At 71.7% G+C, this 15,189-nt stretch carries 16 protein-coding genes; 5 read left to right on the top strand and 11 right to left on the bottom strand.

Annotated elements, in window-relative coordinates; translation table 11 throughout:
* Genes ACE3O1_RS04720 through pcaH form a run of 7 tightly spaced genes read right to left on the bottom strand, consistent with a single transcriptional unit; the run spans window position 1 to window position 5,327 of the window.
* Entirely contained in the window at window positions 1-672 is a 672-nt protein-coding gene (locus ACE3O1_RS04720; protein WP_374312949.1) for a 3-oxoacid CoA-transferase subunit B, read from the bottom strand.
* A complete protein-coding gene (locus tag ACE3O1_RS04715) occupies window positions 669-1,430 on the bottom strand; it encodes a 3-oxoacid CoA-transferase subunit A (protein WP_374312947.1) in 762 nt (253 codons plus the stop codon). The genes ACE3O1_RS04720 and ACE3O1_RS04715 overlap by 4 nt, the downstream gene beginning before the upstream one ends.
* Window positions 1,427-1,831 carry a 4-carboxymuconolactone decarboxylase gene (gene pcaC / locus ACE3O1_RS04710; RefSeq protein ID WP_374312945.1) on the bottom strand — a complete coding sequence of 135 codons (405 nt, stop codon included), beginning with the start codon at window positions 1,829-1,831 and terminating at the stop codon, window positions 1,427-1,429. Before pcaC ends, ACE3O1_RS04715 begins: the two co-directional genes overlap by 4 nt.
* Window positions 1,828-2,601, bottom strand: a complete 774-nt coding sequence (locus ACE3O1_RS04705) for an alpha/beta fold hydrolase (protein WP_374312943.1) — start codon at window positions 2,599-2,601, stop codon at window positions 1,828-1,830. Before ACE3O1_RS04705 ends, pcaC begins: the two co-directional genes overlap by 4 nt.
* Window positions 2,598-3,959, bottom strand: coding sequence for a lyase family protein (locus ACE3O1_RS04700; RefSeq protein WP_374312941.1), 1,362 nt, complete (start codon window positions 3,957-3,959; stop codon window positions 2,598-2,600). Before ACE3O1_RS04700 ends, ACE3O1_RS04705 begins: the two co-directional genes overlap by 4 nt.
* On the bottom strand, window positions 3,949-4,506 hold the full coding sequence (gene pcaG, locus ACE3O1_RS04695; RefSeq protein WP_374312939.1) for a protocatechuate 3,4-dioxygenase subunit alpha: 558 nt from the start codon (window positions 4,504-4,506) through the stop codon (window positions 3,949-3,951). The genes ACE3O1_RS04700 and pcaG overlap by 11 nt, the downstream gene beginning before the upstream one ends.
* On the bottom strand, window positions 4,506-5,327 hold the full coding sequence (gene pcaH, locus ACE3O1_RS04690) for a protocatechuate 3,4-dioxygenase subunit beta (RefSeq protein ID WP_374312937.1): 822 nt from the start codon (window positions 5,325-5,327) through the stop codon (window positions 4,506-4,508). The genes pcaG and pcaH overlap by 1 nt, the downstream gene beginning before the upstream one ends.
* Window positions 5,328-5,443: 116 nt before the next feature.
* Between pcaH and ACE3O1_RS04685 the strand changes: the two genes are divergently transcribed.
* The 5 genes from ACE3O1_RS04685 to ACE3O1_RS04665 all read left to right on the top strand — a co-directional run bounded on the left by ACE3O1_RS04685 (window position 5,444) and on the right by ACE3O1_RS04665 (window position 10,298).
* Window positions 5,444-6,196 carry an IclR family transcriptional regulator gene (locus ACE3O1_RS04685; RefSeq protein ID WP_374312935.1) on the top strand — a complete coding sequence of 251 codons (753 nt, stop codon included), beginning with the start codon at window positions 5,444-5,446 and terminating at the stop codon, window positions 6,194-6,196.
* Between the two features lie 101 nt (window positions 6,197-6,297).
* On the top strand, window positions 6,298-7,482 hold the full coding sequence (locus ACE3O1_RS04680; RefSeq protein WP_374312933.1) for a 4-hydroxybenzoate 3-monooxygenase: 1,185 nt from the start codon (window positions 6,298-6,300) through the stop codon (window positions 7,480-7,482).
* Window positions 7,483-7,713: 231 nt separating this feature from the next.
* Window positions 7,714-8,403, top strand: a complete 690-nt coding sequence (locus ACE3O1_RS04675) for a TetR/AcrR family transcriptional regulator (RefSeq protein ID WP_374312931.1) — start codon at window positions 7,714-7,716, stop codon at window positions 8,401-8,403.
* The gene (locus ACE3O1_RS04670; protein ID WP_374312929.1) at window positions 8,400-10,076 is read left to right on the top strand and encodes an MDR family MFS transporter; all 1,677 of its coding nucleotides are present in this window, start codon (window positions 8,400-8,402) and stop codon (window positions 10,074-10,076) included. Before ACE3O1_RS04675 ends, ACE3O1_RS04670 begins: the two co-directional genes overlap by 4 nt.
* A 51-nt stretch (window positions 10,077-10,127) precedes the next feature.
* On the top strand, window positions 10,128-10,298 hold the full coding sequence (locus ACE3O1_RS04665; protein ID WP_374312927.1) for a hypothetical protein: 171 nt from the start codon (window positions 10,128-10,130) through the stop codon (window positions 10,296-10,298).
* Between the two features lie 17 nt (window positions 10,299-10,315).
* On the opposite strand, the gene ACE3O1_RS04660 is transcribed toward ACE3O1_RS04665, so the two are convergent.
* From ACE3O1_RS04660 to ACE3O1_RS04645, 4 genes are read right to left on the bottom strand one after another with little or no spacing between them, the layout of a single operon-like run.
* A complete protein-coding gene (locus tag ACE3O1_RS04660; protein WP_374312925.1) occupies window positions 10,316-11,962 on the bottom strand; it encodes an amidohydrolase in 1,647 nt (548 codons plus the stop codon).
* Between the two features lie 24 nt (window positions 11,963-11,986).
* Entirely contained in the window at window positions 11,987-12,466 is a 480-nt protein-coding gene (locus ACE3O1_RS04655; protein ID WP_374312923.1) for a DUF3237 domain-containing protein, read from the bottom strand.
* 11 nt (window positions 12,467-12,477) lie between these two features.
* On the bottom strand, window positions 12,478-14,157 hold the full coding sequence (nikE, locus tag ACE3O1_RS04650) for a nickel ABC transporter ATP-binding protein NikE (protein ID WP_374312921.1): 1,680 nt from the start codon (window positions 14,155-14,157) through the stop codon (window positions 12,478-12,480).
* Window positions 14,154-15,017 carry an ABC transporter permease gene (locus tag ACE3O1_RS04645; protein WP_374312919.1) on the bottom strand — a complete coding sequence of 288 codons (864 nt, stop codon included), beginning with the start codon at window positions 15,015-15,017 and terminating at the stop codon, window positions 14,154-14,156. The genes nikE and ACE3O1_RS04645 overlap by 4 nt, the downstream gene beginning before the upstream one ends.
* Window positions 15,018-15,189 lie beyond the last annotated feature (172 nt).

Genomic DNA, 15,189 nt, shown 5'->3' with positions numbered 1-15,189 from the left:
TCATTCTCCGGATCGGGATGCCGCGGCATCCGCTGGCTCGATCAGTTCCAGACCGGTCAGCTCGGCCAGCGTACCCGCGGTGTTGTCACCGAAGGCCTCGCGAACGGCGAACCGTCCGTCCACCACGTCGAAGACGGCGTGGTCGGTGTAGACGCGGGTCACGCAGCCGACCCCGGTCAGTGGGTAGGTGCAGACGTCGACCAGTTTCGACTCGCCCATCTTGGTGAGGAGGTCGGTCATGACGAAGACCTCCTTGGCGCCGATCGCGAGGTCCATCGCGCCGCCGACGGCGGGGATCGCGCCCGGCGCGCCGGTGGACCAGTTCGCGAGGTCCCCGGCCTGCGAGACCTGGAAGGCGCCCAGCACGCAGACGTCGAGGTGACCGCCGCGCATCATCGCGAACGAGTCCGCGTGGTGGAAGTAGGCAGCCCCCGCCAGAACGGTCACCGGCTGCTTGCCCGCATTGATGAGGTCGGGATCGATCCGGTCCGGGTCGGGGGCGCCGCCCATGCCGAGCAGCCCGTTCTCGGTGTGGAGGATGATCTCGAGGTCGTCGGGCAGGTAGTTGGCCACGAGCGTGGGCGCCCCGATGCCGAGGTTCACGTATGCCCCCTCGGGGATGTCGGCGGCGATGCGGCGCGCGAGGTCGTCGCGGGAGATGCGGGTGCTCACTGGTCGACCTCCCCTGCTCCGGGTGCCGCGGCCGTCGTGGGCCGCCCCTCGATGTCGACGCCCCCGACGAGCACGCCGTCGCGCAGCCATGGCCGCTCCCCGACCGGGACGACCCGATCGACGAAGATCCCCGGCGTGACGACAGCTTCCGGGTCGAGCGCGCCGAGCGCGACGACCTCGTCGACCTGAGCGACGGTGGTCGTCGCCGCGGTCGCCATGATCGGACCGAAGTTGCGGGCCGTCTCCCGGTAGACGAGGTTCCCCCACCGATCGCCCTTCAGGGCCGAGATGAGGGCGTAGTCGGCGCGGATCGGGTATTCGAGCACGTACCGGCGGCCCTCGATCGTGCGCTCCTCCTTGCCCGCGGCGAGCTGCGTCCCCACGCCCGTCGGCGAGAAGAAGGCGCCGATGCCGGCGCCGGCGGCGCGGATCCGCTCCGCGAGGTTGCCCTGCGGGACGATCTCCAGCTCGATCTCCCCCGCCCGGTACAGGCCGTCGAACACCCACGAGTCATGCTGGCGCGGGAAGGAGCAGATGATCCTGCGGACCCGGCCTTTCGCGAGCAGCGCCGCGAGGCCGGTGTCGCCGTTGCCGGCGTTGTTGTTCACGATCGTGAGGCCCGACGCACCGCTCTCGATGAGCGCGTCGATCAGCTCGACGGGCTGGCCTGCGCGGCCGAAGCCGCCGATCATCACGGTCGCACCGTCGGGGATCCCCGCCACGGCGGCCGCGGCATCCGTCACCGTCTTGTCGATCATGCGCCCTCCTCGCCGAAGACCTGCGCGGCGATGCGGAACGCGGTGTTCGCCGCCGGCACGCCGCAGTAGATCGCGGACTGGAGGATGACCTCGCGCACCTCGTCCACGGTGAGGCCGTTGCGCAGTGCGGCGTGCAGGTGCATCTCGAGCTCCTCGTGGTGCCCGAGCGCGATGAGCGCGGTCAGCACCGCGATGGAACGCGACCGGCGGTCGAGCCCCGGCCGGGACCAGACGTCGCCCCACGCGACGCGGGTGATGAAGTCCTGCCAGTCGGCGGTGAGCGGGGTCGTCGCCGCGGTCGCGCGGTCGACGTGCTCGTCGGACAGCACCGCCCGCCTCACCGTCATGCCCTGGTCGTGGCGCTGCTGGTCGGTGAGTCCGTCACCGTCGGATCGGGTCATGATGTCTCCTCGAGTTCGGCGAAGAACCTCAGCAGCGCGTGCGCGATCGCCTCGGGCTGCTCGGCCGGGGGCAGGTGCGCGGCATCCGGGATCATCGCCGCCTCGCCGTGCGACACGCCCCGCGCGATCTCGTCCGCCTTGCCCTGCGGGGCCACGGCGTCGTGCTGACCCCACACGGCGAGGATCGGCATCGTGATGTCGCCGAGCCGATCGCGCACGTCGTAGGCGGCGAGCGCTTCGCAGCACCGGGCGTAGCTCTCGTCGTCGGCGCCCTGCAGCGCGTGGAGCAGACGGCCGGTGAGTTCCGGATGCCGCGCCACCGAGCCGTCGGCGAACCAGCGCTGCGCCGACGCGATGATCAGGCTCGACGTGCTCTGCGCGCGCACCTGCGCCGCCCGCCGATGCCAGCTCTCGGGGTCGCCGAGCTGCGCGCCGGAGGCGATGATCGCGGCGGCGCGCACCCGCTCCGGGTGCCGCAGCGCGAGCTCGAGCCCCACGGCTCCGCCGAGGGAGACGCCGGCGTAGAGGAACGCGGGCTCGCCGACGGCCACTGCGAGCGCATCGGCGAGGTCGGCGACGGTGAAGGGCCCGGGCGCGGCCGGCGAGGCCCCGTGCCCCGGAAGGTCCCACGCGACGACCCGGAAGTGCGCGGACAGGAGCGGGACCGTGGTCTCCCACAGGATGGTCGAGGTGCCCAGCGACGGCCCGAGCAGCAGGAGCGGCGCCCCGGCGGGGCCGACCGGATCGGTGAGCGCGAGTGGCGGGGTCATCGGTCGGCGTCGTCGTCGGCGTCGTCATGCGTGTCCGCCGTCGCGTCGACGATCGCGGCGGCGAGGCCGGTGTACCCGGCGGGGTCGAGGAGTGCGTCGACGTCGAGGTCCGCAGCCTCGGGCAGCGCGCGGACGGCGTCGGCCAGCGAGCCCGGCGCGGCGATCAGGCCGGCGAAGCGCTCGCGCCCGATGCGCGGCACCAGCACGCGGGCAAGTCGCTCGCTCAGGATGCCGCCGTGCGACGCCGCGAGGTTGCGGGCAACCGCGTCGCGATCGACGACGAGGCCCTCGGCAAGCGCGGCCGCCTGCGCCGAGGCGCCGAGCGCCAGCCGGAGCAGCTCGCGCAGCGCCGGCCACTCCGCGTGCCACGCCCCGTCCGGACGCTCCTCGACGGCGAACGCCGAAGCGAGGTGCAGCGTCGCGCCGAACTGGGGAGCGCGCAGCGCGGCGGAGCGGATCAGCACGGAGGCGACCGGGTTCTGCTTCTGCGGCATGGCACTCGAGCCTCCGCCGCGACCTTCGGCCAACTCGCCGATCTCGGGGCGTGTGAGGAGCGCTACATCGGACGCCGCCTTCCCGACCGCGTCGACGGCCTGGACGAGGGCGTCGCCGAGCTCGGTCACCGGCCAGCGCTCGGTGTGCCAGGGCGCGGGGGGCGCGGCGAGCCGGAGATCCGCCGCGAACGCCGCAGGCAGCGCGGCCGCGGCATCCGGACCCCACTCGTCGGCGAAGGCGGCGAGGGTTCCCGCCGCGCCGCCGAGTTGTGCGGGAAGTCCCGCCTGCACGGTGCGCAGGCGCTCTGCCGCGCGACGGATGCCGCGGACCCAGCCGGCGATCCGGGCGCCGACCGTGGTCGGCACGGCGTGCTGAGTCAGCGTGCGCGCGGCCGCGACGACGTCCCGGTTCTCTCGGGCGAGGGACGTCAGCGCGGCGTCGGCCCGGCCGAGGGAGAGGGCGATCTCGTCGATCGCGTTCCTCGACACCAGCATCAGCGCCGTGTCGAGGATGTCCTGGCTGGTGGCTCCGCGGTGGACCGCGTCGGGATCGACGCCGCGCTCCTTCATCTCCGCGACGAGCGGGATGACGGGGTTGCCGCCCGCGACGGCGGACGCCGCCAGGGCCGCCGCGTCGACGCCGTGTTCGCGGCATCCGCCCTCCGCCCAGCCGAACGCAGCCGAGACCCGGTCCGCGACGGCGCCCTCGAGCCCGCCGACCGTCGCGAGCGCGCGGACGAGGGCGACCTCGGCGGTGACGAGCGCGTCGACGACGGCGGCATCTCTCACGGAGGCGTCGTGCCCCGTGGACACGGGCGCGAGCAGGCCGACGTCGACCGCCGGGTTCCGGGGCTCAGAAGACAAGGAACACCGTCTCCTTCTCGCCCTGCAGCCGGAGGTCGTGGCGGAGTCCCCCGCCGGGCAGGCGCGTCGCGACGAGAGTAGCGCGGTCGTCCTCGTCGAGCGAGGAGAGCAGCGGGTCCGCGGCCAGCGCGTCGGCGTCGTCGGGGAGGTAGATGCGGGTGTGGAGCTTGTCGGGGAGGCCGCGCGCGTAGACGATCGCGGCGAAGAAGGGGGCGGCGGCGCCCACCGCTCCCGGGTTGCGGGTCCAGAACTCGAAGTGCCCCTCGTCGTCGGTGAACGCGCGGCCGAACCCGGTGAAGGTGTGGTCGTCGCGCCGGAACGACCCGCGTGCGCGGGGAACGCTGCCGTCGGCGTCGGCGGCGAAGATCTCGACGAAGGCGTCGGGGATGGGGCTGCCCGCGCCGTCGTACACGGTGCCGCCGAGGACGATGGCGCCCGGCGAATGCGGGTGGGCGACCTCGTGCATCTTCGGATAGCCGACGCCGTAGGCGAAGAAGGGCCCGACCGTCTGACCGGGGGTGGGAGCGTGCGTCTTCGGGCGGGGCATCAGTGCTCCTCCTCGGGCTCGAACCAGGTCGCGTCGGGGCCGTCGACGACGATGTCGAAGCGGTACCCCGTCGACCACTCCGGCGAGGTGAGGTCGTGGTCGTAGACGCCGACGAGCCGATCCCGGTCCTCTTGGCGCCAGATGCTGTTGTAGATCGGATCGAGCGCGAACAGCGGGTCGCCCGGGAAGTACATCTGGGTGACGAGCCGCTGGGTGAACCCGTTGCCGAAGATCGAGAAGTGGATGTGCGCGGGCCGCCATGCGTTGACGTGGTTCTTCCACGGATACGGTCCGGGCTTGATCGTCGTGAAGAGGTACTCGCCGCGGTCGTTCGTGATCGCGCGGCCGGCGCCGGTGAAGTTCGGGTCGAGCGGCGCCGGATGCTGGTCGCGCTGGTGGATGTACCGTCCGGCGCTGTTGGCCTGCCACACCTCGATGAGCTGATCGGCGACCGGGCGCCCCCACGAGTCGAGCAGCCGCCCGCGCACGGTCATCCGCTCGCCCAGAGGCTCGCCCGCGTGCTGGGCGGTGAGATCGGACTCGATGGCGGCCACGTCACGCTGCCCGAATGCCGGCGACCAGAGCTCGATCGTCTCGGGATCGACGAGCCGCGGGTTCTTCGTCGGATGCCGCAGCAGGCTCGAGCGGTACGGCGGGAAGTCGTGCATCGTCGCCGGGAGCGTCTCGCCACGGCGCTCGCGCTCGGCGTATGCGGTGTGGAGCGCGCCGATCTCGCGGGTGATCGTGGACTGGTCCACCTGATCGGGCGACGCGAGGAGAGACTCCGGCGCCGCCGCAGCCGGAGCGATGGGGTCGGTCATGGTGTCTCCCTCGACACGGATTCAGGGCGTGCCAGCATCCTCCGCCGTTCCCGGCCGCGCGTGGGGCACCTTCCCACCCAATGGGAATCCACCTCGGGCTGTGCCACGATGGCCGTGTGGCGAACTCGAGCTCGGGCGATTCGGTGACCGATCGGCTCATCCGGGTGCTCGACACGTTCACGCCCATCCGCACCGTCCAGTCGGCGGCGGAGATCGGGCGGCGCGCAGGGCTCCCTCCGTCCACGGCGCATCGGATCGTCGGCGAGCTCGTGGATGCCGGACTGCTCGAGCGCGACGACGACCGCCGGATCCGCGTCGGCATGCGCTTGTGGGAGCTCGCCACCCGTTCGTCGCAGGCACTGAGACTGCGCCAGGTCGCCCTCCCGTACATGGAGCGTGTGCAGGCGCGCGTGCGCGAGCACACCCAGCTGGCGATCCTGGAGCAGGACGAGGCGCTCTTCCTCGAGCGTCTGAGCGGCCCGCACTCCGGATCCAACGTGACGCGCGTCGCGGGCCGGCTGCCGCTGCACGCGTCGTCGTCGGGCCTCGTGCTGCTCGCCTTCGGCGACCACGATCTGCAGGAGCGGATCCTGCACGCTCCGCTGCGCGCACTGACCGAGGAGACGATCACGGATGCCGCGGCTCTGCGCCGCAAGCTCGCCGAGGTCCGCTCGCTCGGCCACGCGATCGCGCCGGGCTACATCGAGGCCGTGTCGACCGGCGTCGCCGTTCCGGTGCGTGACGAGACCGGCACGGTCATCGCCGCGCTGTCGAGCGTGCTGCGCCGGGAGGATCCTGTCCCGCCCGCGCTCACCGAACTCCGCGCGGCGGCGCGCGGAATCGAGAACGCGCTCGGCTACCGACGCTGAGCCGAGTCCCGTCGAGCCGAGTCCCGTTCAACGGGATGCGCGGTGATCGGGCCCCCTCGATCCCCGCACAATGGTCGCGTCCACCCGTCGAAGGAGACGACATGACCACCACCGTCCGCACTCGCGTCGCCATCGTCGGCGCCGGGCCCGCCGGCCTCCTGCTGTCGCACCTGCTGGCGGACGCCGGGATCGAGTCCGTCGTCATCGATCAGCGGACGCGTGAGGAGATCGAGAGCACGATCCGCGCCGGCATCCTCGAGCAGGGCACCGTCGACGTGCTCACGACGACCGGCGCGTCGACCCGCGTGCTCCAGGACGGCCATCGGCACGACGGCATCGAACTCCGCTTCGACGGCGAGGGCCATCGCATCGACTTCCCCGCCCTCGTCGCCCGCAGCGTCTGGCTCTACCCGCAGCACGAGGTGCTGAAGGATCTGATCCACGCGCGGCTCGCCGCCGGACAGGACGTGCGCTTCGGCACCACGGCGCTGCGGGTGGAGGGCGTCGACGCCGACCGGCCGTCGGTGTTCGCGACGACGTCGGACGGCGACGATCTGCGCATCGACGCCGAGTTCGTCGTCGGCGCCGACGGATCGCGGAGCGTCGTGCGCGCGGCGGTCACCGGCTCGTCGACCGGCGGCTACTTCCGGGAGTATCCCTTCGCGTGGTTCGGCATCCTGTGCGAGGCTCCGCCGAGCGCGGACGAGCTCATCTACAGCAACGCCCCGGCGGGGTTCGCCCTGATCAGCCAGCGCAGCGCGACGGTGCAGCGCATGTACTTCCAGTGCGATCCCGAGGCCGATCCGGGCGCGCTGTCCGAGGCCGAGATCTGGGACACGCTGCAGGAGCGCGTTCCGGGCACCACGCTGAACGAGGGTCCGATCTTCCAGCGCGATGTGCTGCGGTTCCGCAGCTTCGTCGCGCACGAGCTGCGACGAGGCCGGGCGGTGCTCGTGGGCGATGCCGCGCACACTGTGCCGCCGACGGGTGCCAAGGGGATGAACCTCGCCGTCGCGGATGTCGTGCTGCTCGACCGCGCGCTGCGCGCGCTGCTGCTCGAGGGCGACGGACGTCTCGTCGACGCCTTCGCCGAGACGGCGTCGCATCGCATCTGGAAGGCGCAGCACTTCTCGTGGTGGATGACGAGCATGCTCCACGTCACCCCCGATGCGAGCGACTTCGACCGCCGGCGCCAGCTCGGCGAGCTGCGGTCGGTCGTCGAGTCCGAGGCCGGGCGCACCTTCCTCGCCGAGGCGTACACCGGCTGGCCGCTCGTGAACGCCTGAGCGGCCAGCCGATGTCAAGGGCGACTGCCCTTCCGGGCGACGTCGGGCTATCGCTGCTCGGGGCGACCGCACCGGCGCGACACGAGATTGGTCACCGCCCAGACAAGCGCCTGATCGTCCGGCTCGACTCCGGGGTCGAACTCGATACCGCCCCGGAGGGGAGCCGCCGGGAGTCAACCAAACGGATCCACGGTCGTGCACGTTCGGCTCAAGAGTGCAATAATGCACTACATGACCGAGAGTGCACTTTCATCGCGCGAGCGTCGGCGCACCGAGATCACGCGCACCCTCGTCTCCCTGGCTCGACGGGCCACCGCCGCCGGCGGTCTGAGCAGCTTCACGGTCGATCAGCTGTGCGATGAGGCGGGGGTCTCGCGCCGCACGTTCTTCAACTACTTCGCATCGAAGGAAGACGCAGTGCTCGGCATCCCGCTGCATTCGGATCGGGACGAGACCGACGACTTCTTCGTCGCCATGCGGCCGCGCACGCCCGAGGGCCAGGTCTCGCCGACCCTCCTCACCGATTACGCGGCGCTGAGCGTGGCGCGGTGGGCGGCCCTCGAGTTCGACCGGTCCTCGGTCGAGGAGCTGATGGCCGCCGCCGAGCGCGAGCCGCGGCTCGTCGCCCACATGCTCGACCGCCACCGGGCCGAAGAGGCGCGCGATGTGCTTCTCGTCGCCCGGCGCGAGGGTCTCAGCGACGACGACCCGCGCGCCGTCGCCGCCGTGGCGATCGTCGGCCACCTCGCGCGCCTGGCCGTCCCCGCCTCACTGGACCCCGTCGCTCCCCGCCCGTTCGCGGACGTGCTCGCCGAGCACCTCGCCGCCGCGCACACGCTCTTCGCCTCACAGACTCCGCCCTCGCCCGACGCGGCGGCCTTCGCGCCGCCGACCGACCCGACCTCCGAAAGCACGCCATGACCGCCACCGCCTCCACTCCGATCGTCGCGCCCGGCGACGGGCCGATGCTGCTGACGCAGCGCCGCATCTGGATCATCTTCTCGGCGCTGATCGCCGGCATGCTCCTGTCGAGCCTCGACCAGACGATCGTCTCCACCGCGATGCCGACGCTCGTCGGCGAGCTCGGCGGGGTCGAGCACCAGGTCTGGATCACGAGCGCGTACATCCTCGCCACCACGATCGTCATGCCGATCTACGGCAAGTTCGGCGACGTGCTGGGGCGGCGCAACCTGTTCCTCATCGCCATCGCGATCTTCACGCTCGCGTCGATCGGATGCGCCTTCGCGACCGACTTCTGGATGTTCGTGGTGTTCCGCGCCGTGCAGGGCCTCGGCGGCGGCGGCCTGATGGTGCTCTCGCAGGCGATCATCGCCGACATCGTGCCGGCGTCGGAGCGCGGCAAGTACCTCGGCCCGCTGGGCGCCGTCTTCGGCCTGTCCGCCGTCGCCGGGCCGCTCCTCGGCGGATTCTTCGTCGACCACCTCTCGTGGCAGTGGGCGTTCTACATCAACATCCCGGTCGGCATCGCGGCCTTCCTGATCGCCCTGTTCGCCCTGAAGCTGCCCAGCAAGAAGGCGACGCAGCCGATCGACTGGCTGGGTGTCGTGTTCCTCTCCGCCGCCACGACGTGCCTGATCTTCTTCACCGACTTCGGCGGCGACCGCGACCACGGCTGGGACTCCCCCGCGACGTGGGCGTGGGGCGCCGGACTCCTCGCGTCGATCGCGCTCTTCGTCTTCACCGAGTCGCGCGCGGCCGACCCGATCATGCCGCTGTCGCTGTTCAAGAACCCCGTGTTCGTGAACGTCACCCTGATCGGGTTCGTGCTCGGCATCGGCATGTTCGCCGCTCTCGCGTTCGTGCCGACGTTCCTCCAGATGTCGGCGGGCACGTCGGCCGCGGCATCCGGTCTGCTCATGCTGCCGATGATGGTGGGCCTCATGGGCACCTCGATCGTGTCGGGAATCCTGATCACCCGCACCGGCCGGTACCGCATCTTCCCGGTGCTCGGCACGCTGATGACGGGCATCACCCTCGTGCTCATGACCACCCTCACGGCCCAGACGCCGGTGTGGCTGATCTGCGTCTACCTGTTCCTGTTCGGCGCGGGCCTGGGGCTCGTCATGCAGGTGGTCGTGCTCGTCGCGCAGAACGCGGTTCCCGCGACCCAGGTGGGCACCGCGACCAGCTCGAACAACTACTTCCGCGAGGCGGGCGCGGCGCTCGGCATCGCGGTGTTCGGCGCGATCTTCACCAGCCGGCTCACCGAGAACCTGCTGTCCGCGTTCACGCAGGCCGGGGCATCCGCCGACCAGGCCTCGCAAGCGGCATCCTCCATCGACCCTGCGGTCCTGAACGACCTGCCCGAGCCCGTGCGCGAGTCGATCGTGACGGCCTACGCCGACGCCCTGGCGCCGGTCTTCTGGTACCTCGTGCCGTTCATGGCCGTCGCGTTCGTCCTGTCGCTCTTCCTGAAGGAGATCCCGCTCTCCGACGTCGCCGGCCTGGTCGCCCGCGGCGAGGCGATCGGCGGCGAGGAGGCCGAACGGCTCGAGGCCGCGCAGCGCGCCGAGGCCGCCGGCGTGCAGGCGAAGGGAGCGGATGCCGCGGACCGCGACCTGTCCGCACCGTGAGGCCCGCCTCTGCCCCTATCCGGCAGCAGAGCCCGGGCGTACTGTGAGGGCATGCTGACCGTGATCGTCATCCTCCTCGTGGTGTGGGCGATCCTCGCCGTCGTCGGATTCGCGCTCGAGGGACTGCTCTGGCTCGGCGTGATCGGGATCATCCTCTTCGTCGGCACCGTCATCTTCGGCTTCGTCCGGCGCGCCGCCGGCCGCCGCAACTCGCAGCCCTAGCCGAAGCCCGCGGGCGCTCAGCGCTCGAAGACGACCTCGCCGGCGACGAGCGTGACCGCGGTCTGCAGCGACACGAGCGCCTCGGGCGGCAGCGCGAACGGGTCGGCCGTCGCGACCGCGAGGTCGGCGCGCTCTCCCACGCGGATGCGGCCAGGCCGGCCCAGGACGAGCTCGGTGGAGCCGCTGGTGTAGGCGCCCAGAGCCTGCGAGAGGGTCAGCGACTGGTGCTCCGCGTCGAGCGCCGGCGGGGTCGCGCCGGCGGGCAGCGGCGGCACCTCGATCCCGGGCGGCGGCGGGGCCCAGCGGTTCACCGCGACGTGGATCGCGAGCCACGGATCGGCCGGGGACACCGGCCAGTCCGAGCCCATCGCCAGGTCGGCCCCGCTGTCGGCGATCGTCCGGAACGGATAGCCCTGGCTCATCCGCTCCTCGCCGATCAGCGCCACGACGTACGGATCGGGCGCTGCCCAGAGCCCCTGGATGTTCGCCGTGATGCCCAGCGGCCCGAACCGGCGCGCATCCTCGGGCTGCACCATCGACAGGTGCGCGATGTGGTGACGTCGTCCTGCGCCATTCACGGCACGGGCCACCTCGATCGCGTCGAGGGCCACGCGGATGCCGCGATCCCCCATGATGTGCAGGTGCAGCGCGAACCCGGCCGCGTCGAGCTGCGCCACGAGGTCGCGGATGGTGTCCTCGGTGAAGTGCAGCTCGCCCGTGAAGCCGTCATGAGTGTGATTGAAGTACGGCTCGAGGAGCGCAGCGGTCTCACCGTGCGGAACACCGTCGATCATCGCTTTCGCGGTGCTCGTGTCGAATCCCGCCGCAGCGTTGCGGTCGCGGCGCTCGATGAAGCGGGCGACCAGCGCGGGCACGTCCTCCTGTCGCAGACCGGGGGCGACCCAGAGGGCGCCCGAGGTCTGGTCCTTGAGCGTTCGGTCGGCGATGCCGCGCAGGAAAGCGGGAGTGCAGTCGGCCTTGCCGTTGTACTCTCCGAGGATCGCCTCGTGCCAGCCCGTGACGCCGAGGGACCACAGGTGCTCCTGCGCGTTGAGGAGCCCCTCGTACATCTCGTCGTCCGTCGCCGGCGGGACGACCCGGCCGACGAGCTCGGCCGCCGTCTCGTTGAGATAGCCGATCGGATCCCCTGCCTCGTCGAGGTGGATGACGCCGTTGTGCGGCTGCGGCGTGTTCCGGTCGACGCCCGCCAGCTCCAGCGCCTTCGAGTTCACCCACAGAGTGTGATGCCCGGCGTCGCTCAGCGCGACGGGGCGGTCGGGCACGATCTCGTCGAGCTGGTGCCGCGTCGGCACGGGGAAGAGGTCGTGGCTCCATCCGCCGCCGGTGAGCCACGCGCCGTCGCTGCGCCGGGCACCCTCCCGGATGAGGTCCAGGGTCTCCTGCACGCTCGTCGCGGGCGTGAGGTCGATGCTCAGGCGCTCGACGCCGGCGAAGACCGCGTGGGCATGGGCGTCGACGAAGCCGGGGTGGATCAGCCCGCCGCGCGCATCGATCACCCGGGTCGAGGCATCCGCCAGCTCTCCCACGGCCGCATCGGAGCCGACGCGCACGATCCGGCCGCCGCTGACGGCGACCGCCGTGTTCGACGTCAGCGCCCTCCCGTCGAAGATGCGCCCGCCGACGATGACTGTCTCCGCGATCATGTCTTCCCGTTCTCGATCCTGATCTCAGGTCAGCCGGAAGACCCGGATGACGACGAATCCCGGCTCCGGCCGGGCGTACCCGACGAACTGCGACTCGGTGAGCCATTGCAGGTCGGGGTGCTCGGTGCGGAACACGAAGGCGGTGCGGTAGTACAGCTCCGCCTCGCCGACGTCCTCGCCCGCCAGCATCCGCTCGAACGACGACGGGTCCGTGCGCCACACGCCCCGGTTGACGACCTCGACGCCTGCCGCCCCGCCCGGCACCTCGGCCTCGATCACGTAGCGGGCATCGAGGGTCACCGAGAGTCCGCGCGCCACCCACCAGTCGCCGCCGCTGTCGAGCACGCGACCGCGCAACCGCGGCCCGTCGAACTCACCGCCCGACACCCGGGCGAAGTGGAGGCCCTCGCCGGGCTCGGACCCGCCGAGCGGCAGCGCCTCGTCGACGGCGCAGCGCAGCTCGAAGCAGTACTCGAAGCCGGGATCGATCAGGTCGGCGGGCATGGGAACTCGATTCAGTCGGGGACGATGGCACTGCTGCGGGTGACGGTGGGAAGGGAGCGGGTCCTGCCCAGCCGACGACGGGTAGGCGTCCATCCTTCCCGAGGGATGGAGTCCAGGAGCAGCCGCGTGTACTCGGCCTGCGGGCGGTCGAGGATCGCCTCGGCGGTTCCGGACTCCTCGATCCGCCCTGCCCGCATCACGACCACCCGGTCGCACAGGCGCCGGATGACGGTGAGGTCGTGCGTGATCATCAGCAGTGCGACGCCAGTCTCGCGGCGGATGGTGTCGAGCAGGGTGAGCACCTCGACCTGCGTCGTCACGTCGAGCGCCGAGACCGCTTCGTCGAGCACGAGGAGCGCGGGGTCCGCGGCGAGAGCGCGCGCGATGGCGACGCGCTGCCGCTGGCCGCCGGAGAGCGCGCGCGGCCGGGTGTTCAGCAGCGCCTCGTCGAGCCGGACCTGCGCCAGCAGCTCCCCCACACGCGCGTCGACGGCATCCTTCGTCGCCCCCGGTCGGTGGACGCGGACCGCCTCGGCGAGGCACTGCCGGATGGTCTGGCGGCCGTCGAGCGACTGATAGGGGTCCTGAAACACCATCTGCGCGATCTTCGCGCGGTGCCGGCGGTCACGCCCGGTGCGCGCGGGCGCGCTCCAGTCCTCGCCGCCGACCGTGATCGTGCCGCTGTCGGCGCGTTCGAGGCCGAGGAGCACGCGGGCGGTGGTCGACTTGCCCGACCCCGACTCGCCCACGATCCCGAGCGATCCTCCCGCGGCCAGCTCCATCGACACTCCGTCGACGGCGACGAGCGTCTCCCGGCCCCGTTCGCCGCGGACCTGGTACGACTTGCGCAGATCCTTGATCCTCAGGATGGATGCCTCGGCCGCGGCATCCGGTTCGATGGGCGTTCCCTCGTCCAGGGCGGCCGACATCAGCAGCTTCGTGTAGTCGTGCGTGGCGTCGCGGCGCATGGTCCGTGCACCCAGGACCTCGACGACGCGGCCGTGCTGCATGACGTTGACCCGGTCGCACACCGCGCCCGCGAGAGCGAGATCGTGGGTGATGAACAGCAGCGACAGGTCGCGGTGCGCGCGCAGATCGGCGATGACGGCCATCACCTCCTCCTGCGTCGTGACGTCGAGCGCCGTGGTGATCTCGTCCGCGAGCAGGATGTCGGGATCCATGGTGAGCGTCGCGGCGATCATGACGCGCTGCAGCAGGCCGCCCGACAGCTCCGCGGGATGCTGGCGCATGCGACGTGCCGGGTCGGTGATCCCCACCTCGTCGAGCAGCTCCTTCGCGCGCCGGTCGGCGGTGGACGCCTTCACCCCGGCGACGTGGATGAGCGCCTCCGTGAGGAAGTCGCCGATCGTCCGCAGCGGGTTGAGGTGCGCGCGGGGGGTCTGGAAGATCATTCCCAGCTGGCGCGCGCGCAGGTCGCGCAGCTCGCGGGCGGGCATTGCGCCGAGGTCACGGCCGTCGATGCGGATGGCGCCCTCGGTCGTGAATCCGTCGGGAAGGAGACCCGCGACGGCGCGCACCGTCAGCGTCTTGCCCGAACCGGACTCGCCGACCAGGCCCACGGCCTCGCCGCGGCGCACCGAGAGGCTGCTGCCGAACACCAGCTGCCGGCGCTCCGGGAGACCCGGCGCGAAGATGTCGAGATCCGCGATCTCGAGCACGGTCTCGGTCATCGCTCTCGTCCCTCCGCCCACACCGTCACCCGGGCGCCGATGACCCCGACGGCCAGCACCGTCGCCACGACGAAGATCGCGGGGAACAGCGACTGCTCGGGGGCGCCCGCGAGGATGGCGGCCTGCCCGGCCGCGATCATCGAGCCCCAGTCCGGCGCCGGTGGCTGCTGCCCGAGCCCGAGGAACGAGATCGCTGCCAGGTCGAGCATCGCGTAGCCGAATCCGACGGCCATCTGCGCGGCGACGAGCGGGATCAGCGCCGGCAGGAGGTGCCGGAACAGCATCGCGCCGCTCGACACTCCCTGGATCCGCAGTGCAGCGAAGTAGGGCTTGCCGAGCTCCCGTGAGGCGGCGGTCTGGGTGAGCCGCGCGACGACGGGGATGTACGCGATCGACAGGGCGACGATCGGCGCGACGAGACCCTTGCCGAACATCGCGACCGCGAGCACCGCCAGCACGAGACCCGGAATGGCGAAGATCACGTCCACGACGCGGGCGAGGGTTCCCGACACCCAGCCGCCGAACCAGGCTGCCGTGACCGCGAGCGTGAGCCCGAGCATCGTGGAGAGCGCGACGACCACGATCGGCGCGAAGACGCTCACCTGGGCGCCGACGAGCACGCGGGAGAGGATGTCGCGGCCGACGTCGTCGGTGCCGAAGGGGTGGGCGAGCGACGGCGCGCCGTTGATCGGGCCGACGTAGAGCTCGTCCGCCGGATACGGGGCGATCCACGGCCCGATGAGCGCGATGACGGCGATGAGCCCGAACACGACGAGCGCGAGGACGAATGTCGCGTCCCGCTTCGCCACCCGGCGCGCGACGCCCGGCACGGCCCCCTGCGCGATCTGCCCGACGCTCATGCGTTCACCCCCTCGGAGAGGCTCGTCGGGTCGATCGCGAAGCTGATCAGATCGGCCGCCGCGTTGAGCACCACGAAGATGACGACGAGCAGCAGCGACACGATCTGGACCACCGGGAGGTCGGCGCGCGCGGCGGCCAGCACGAGCAGCGAGCCGATGCCCCCCAGCCCGA

The sequence above is a fragment of the Microbacterium sp. genome (assembly GCF_041909575.1).
GTDB lineage: Bacteria > Actinomycetota > Actinomycetes > Actinomycetales > Microbacteriaceae > Microbacterium.
This window is presented reverse-complemented; position numbering and strand designations above follow the sequence as displayed.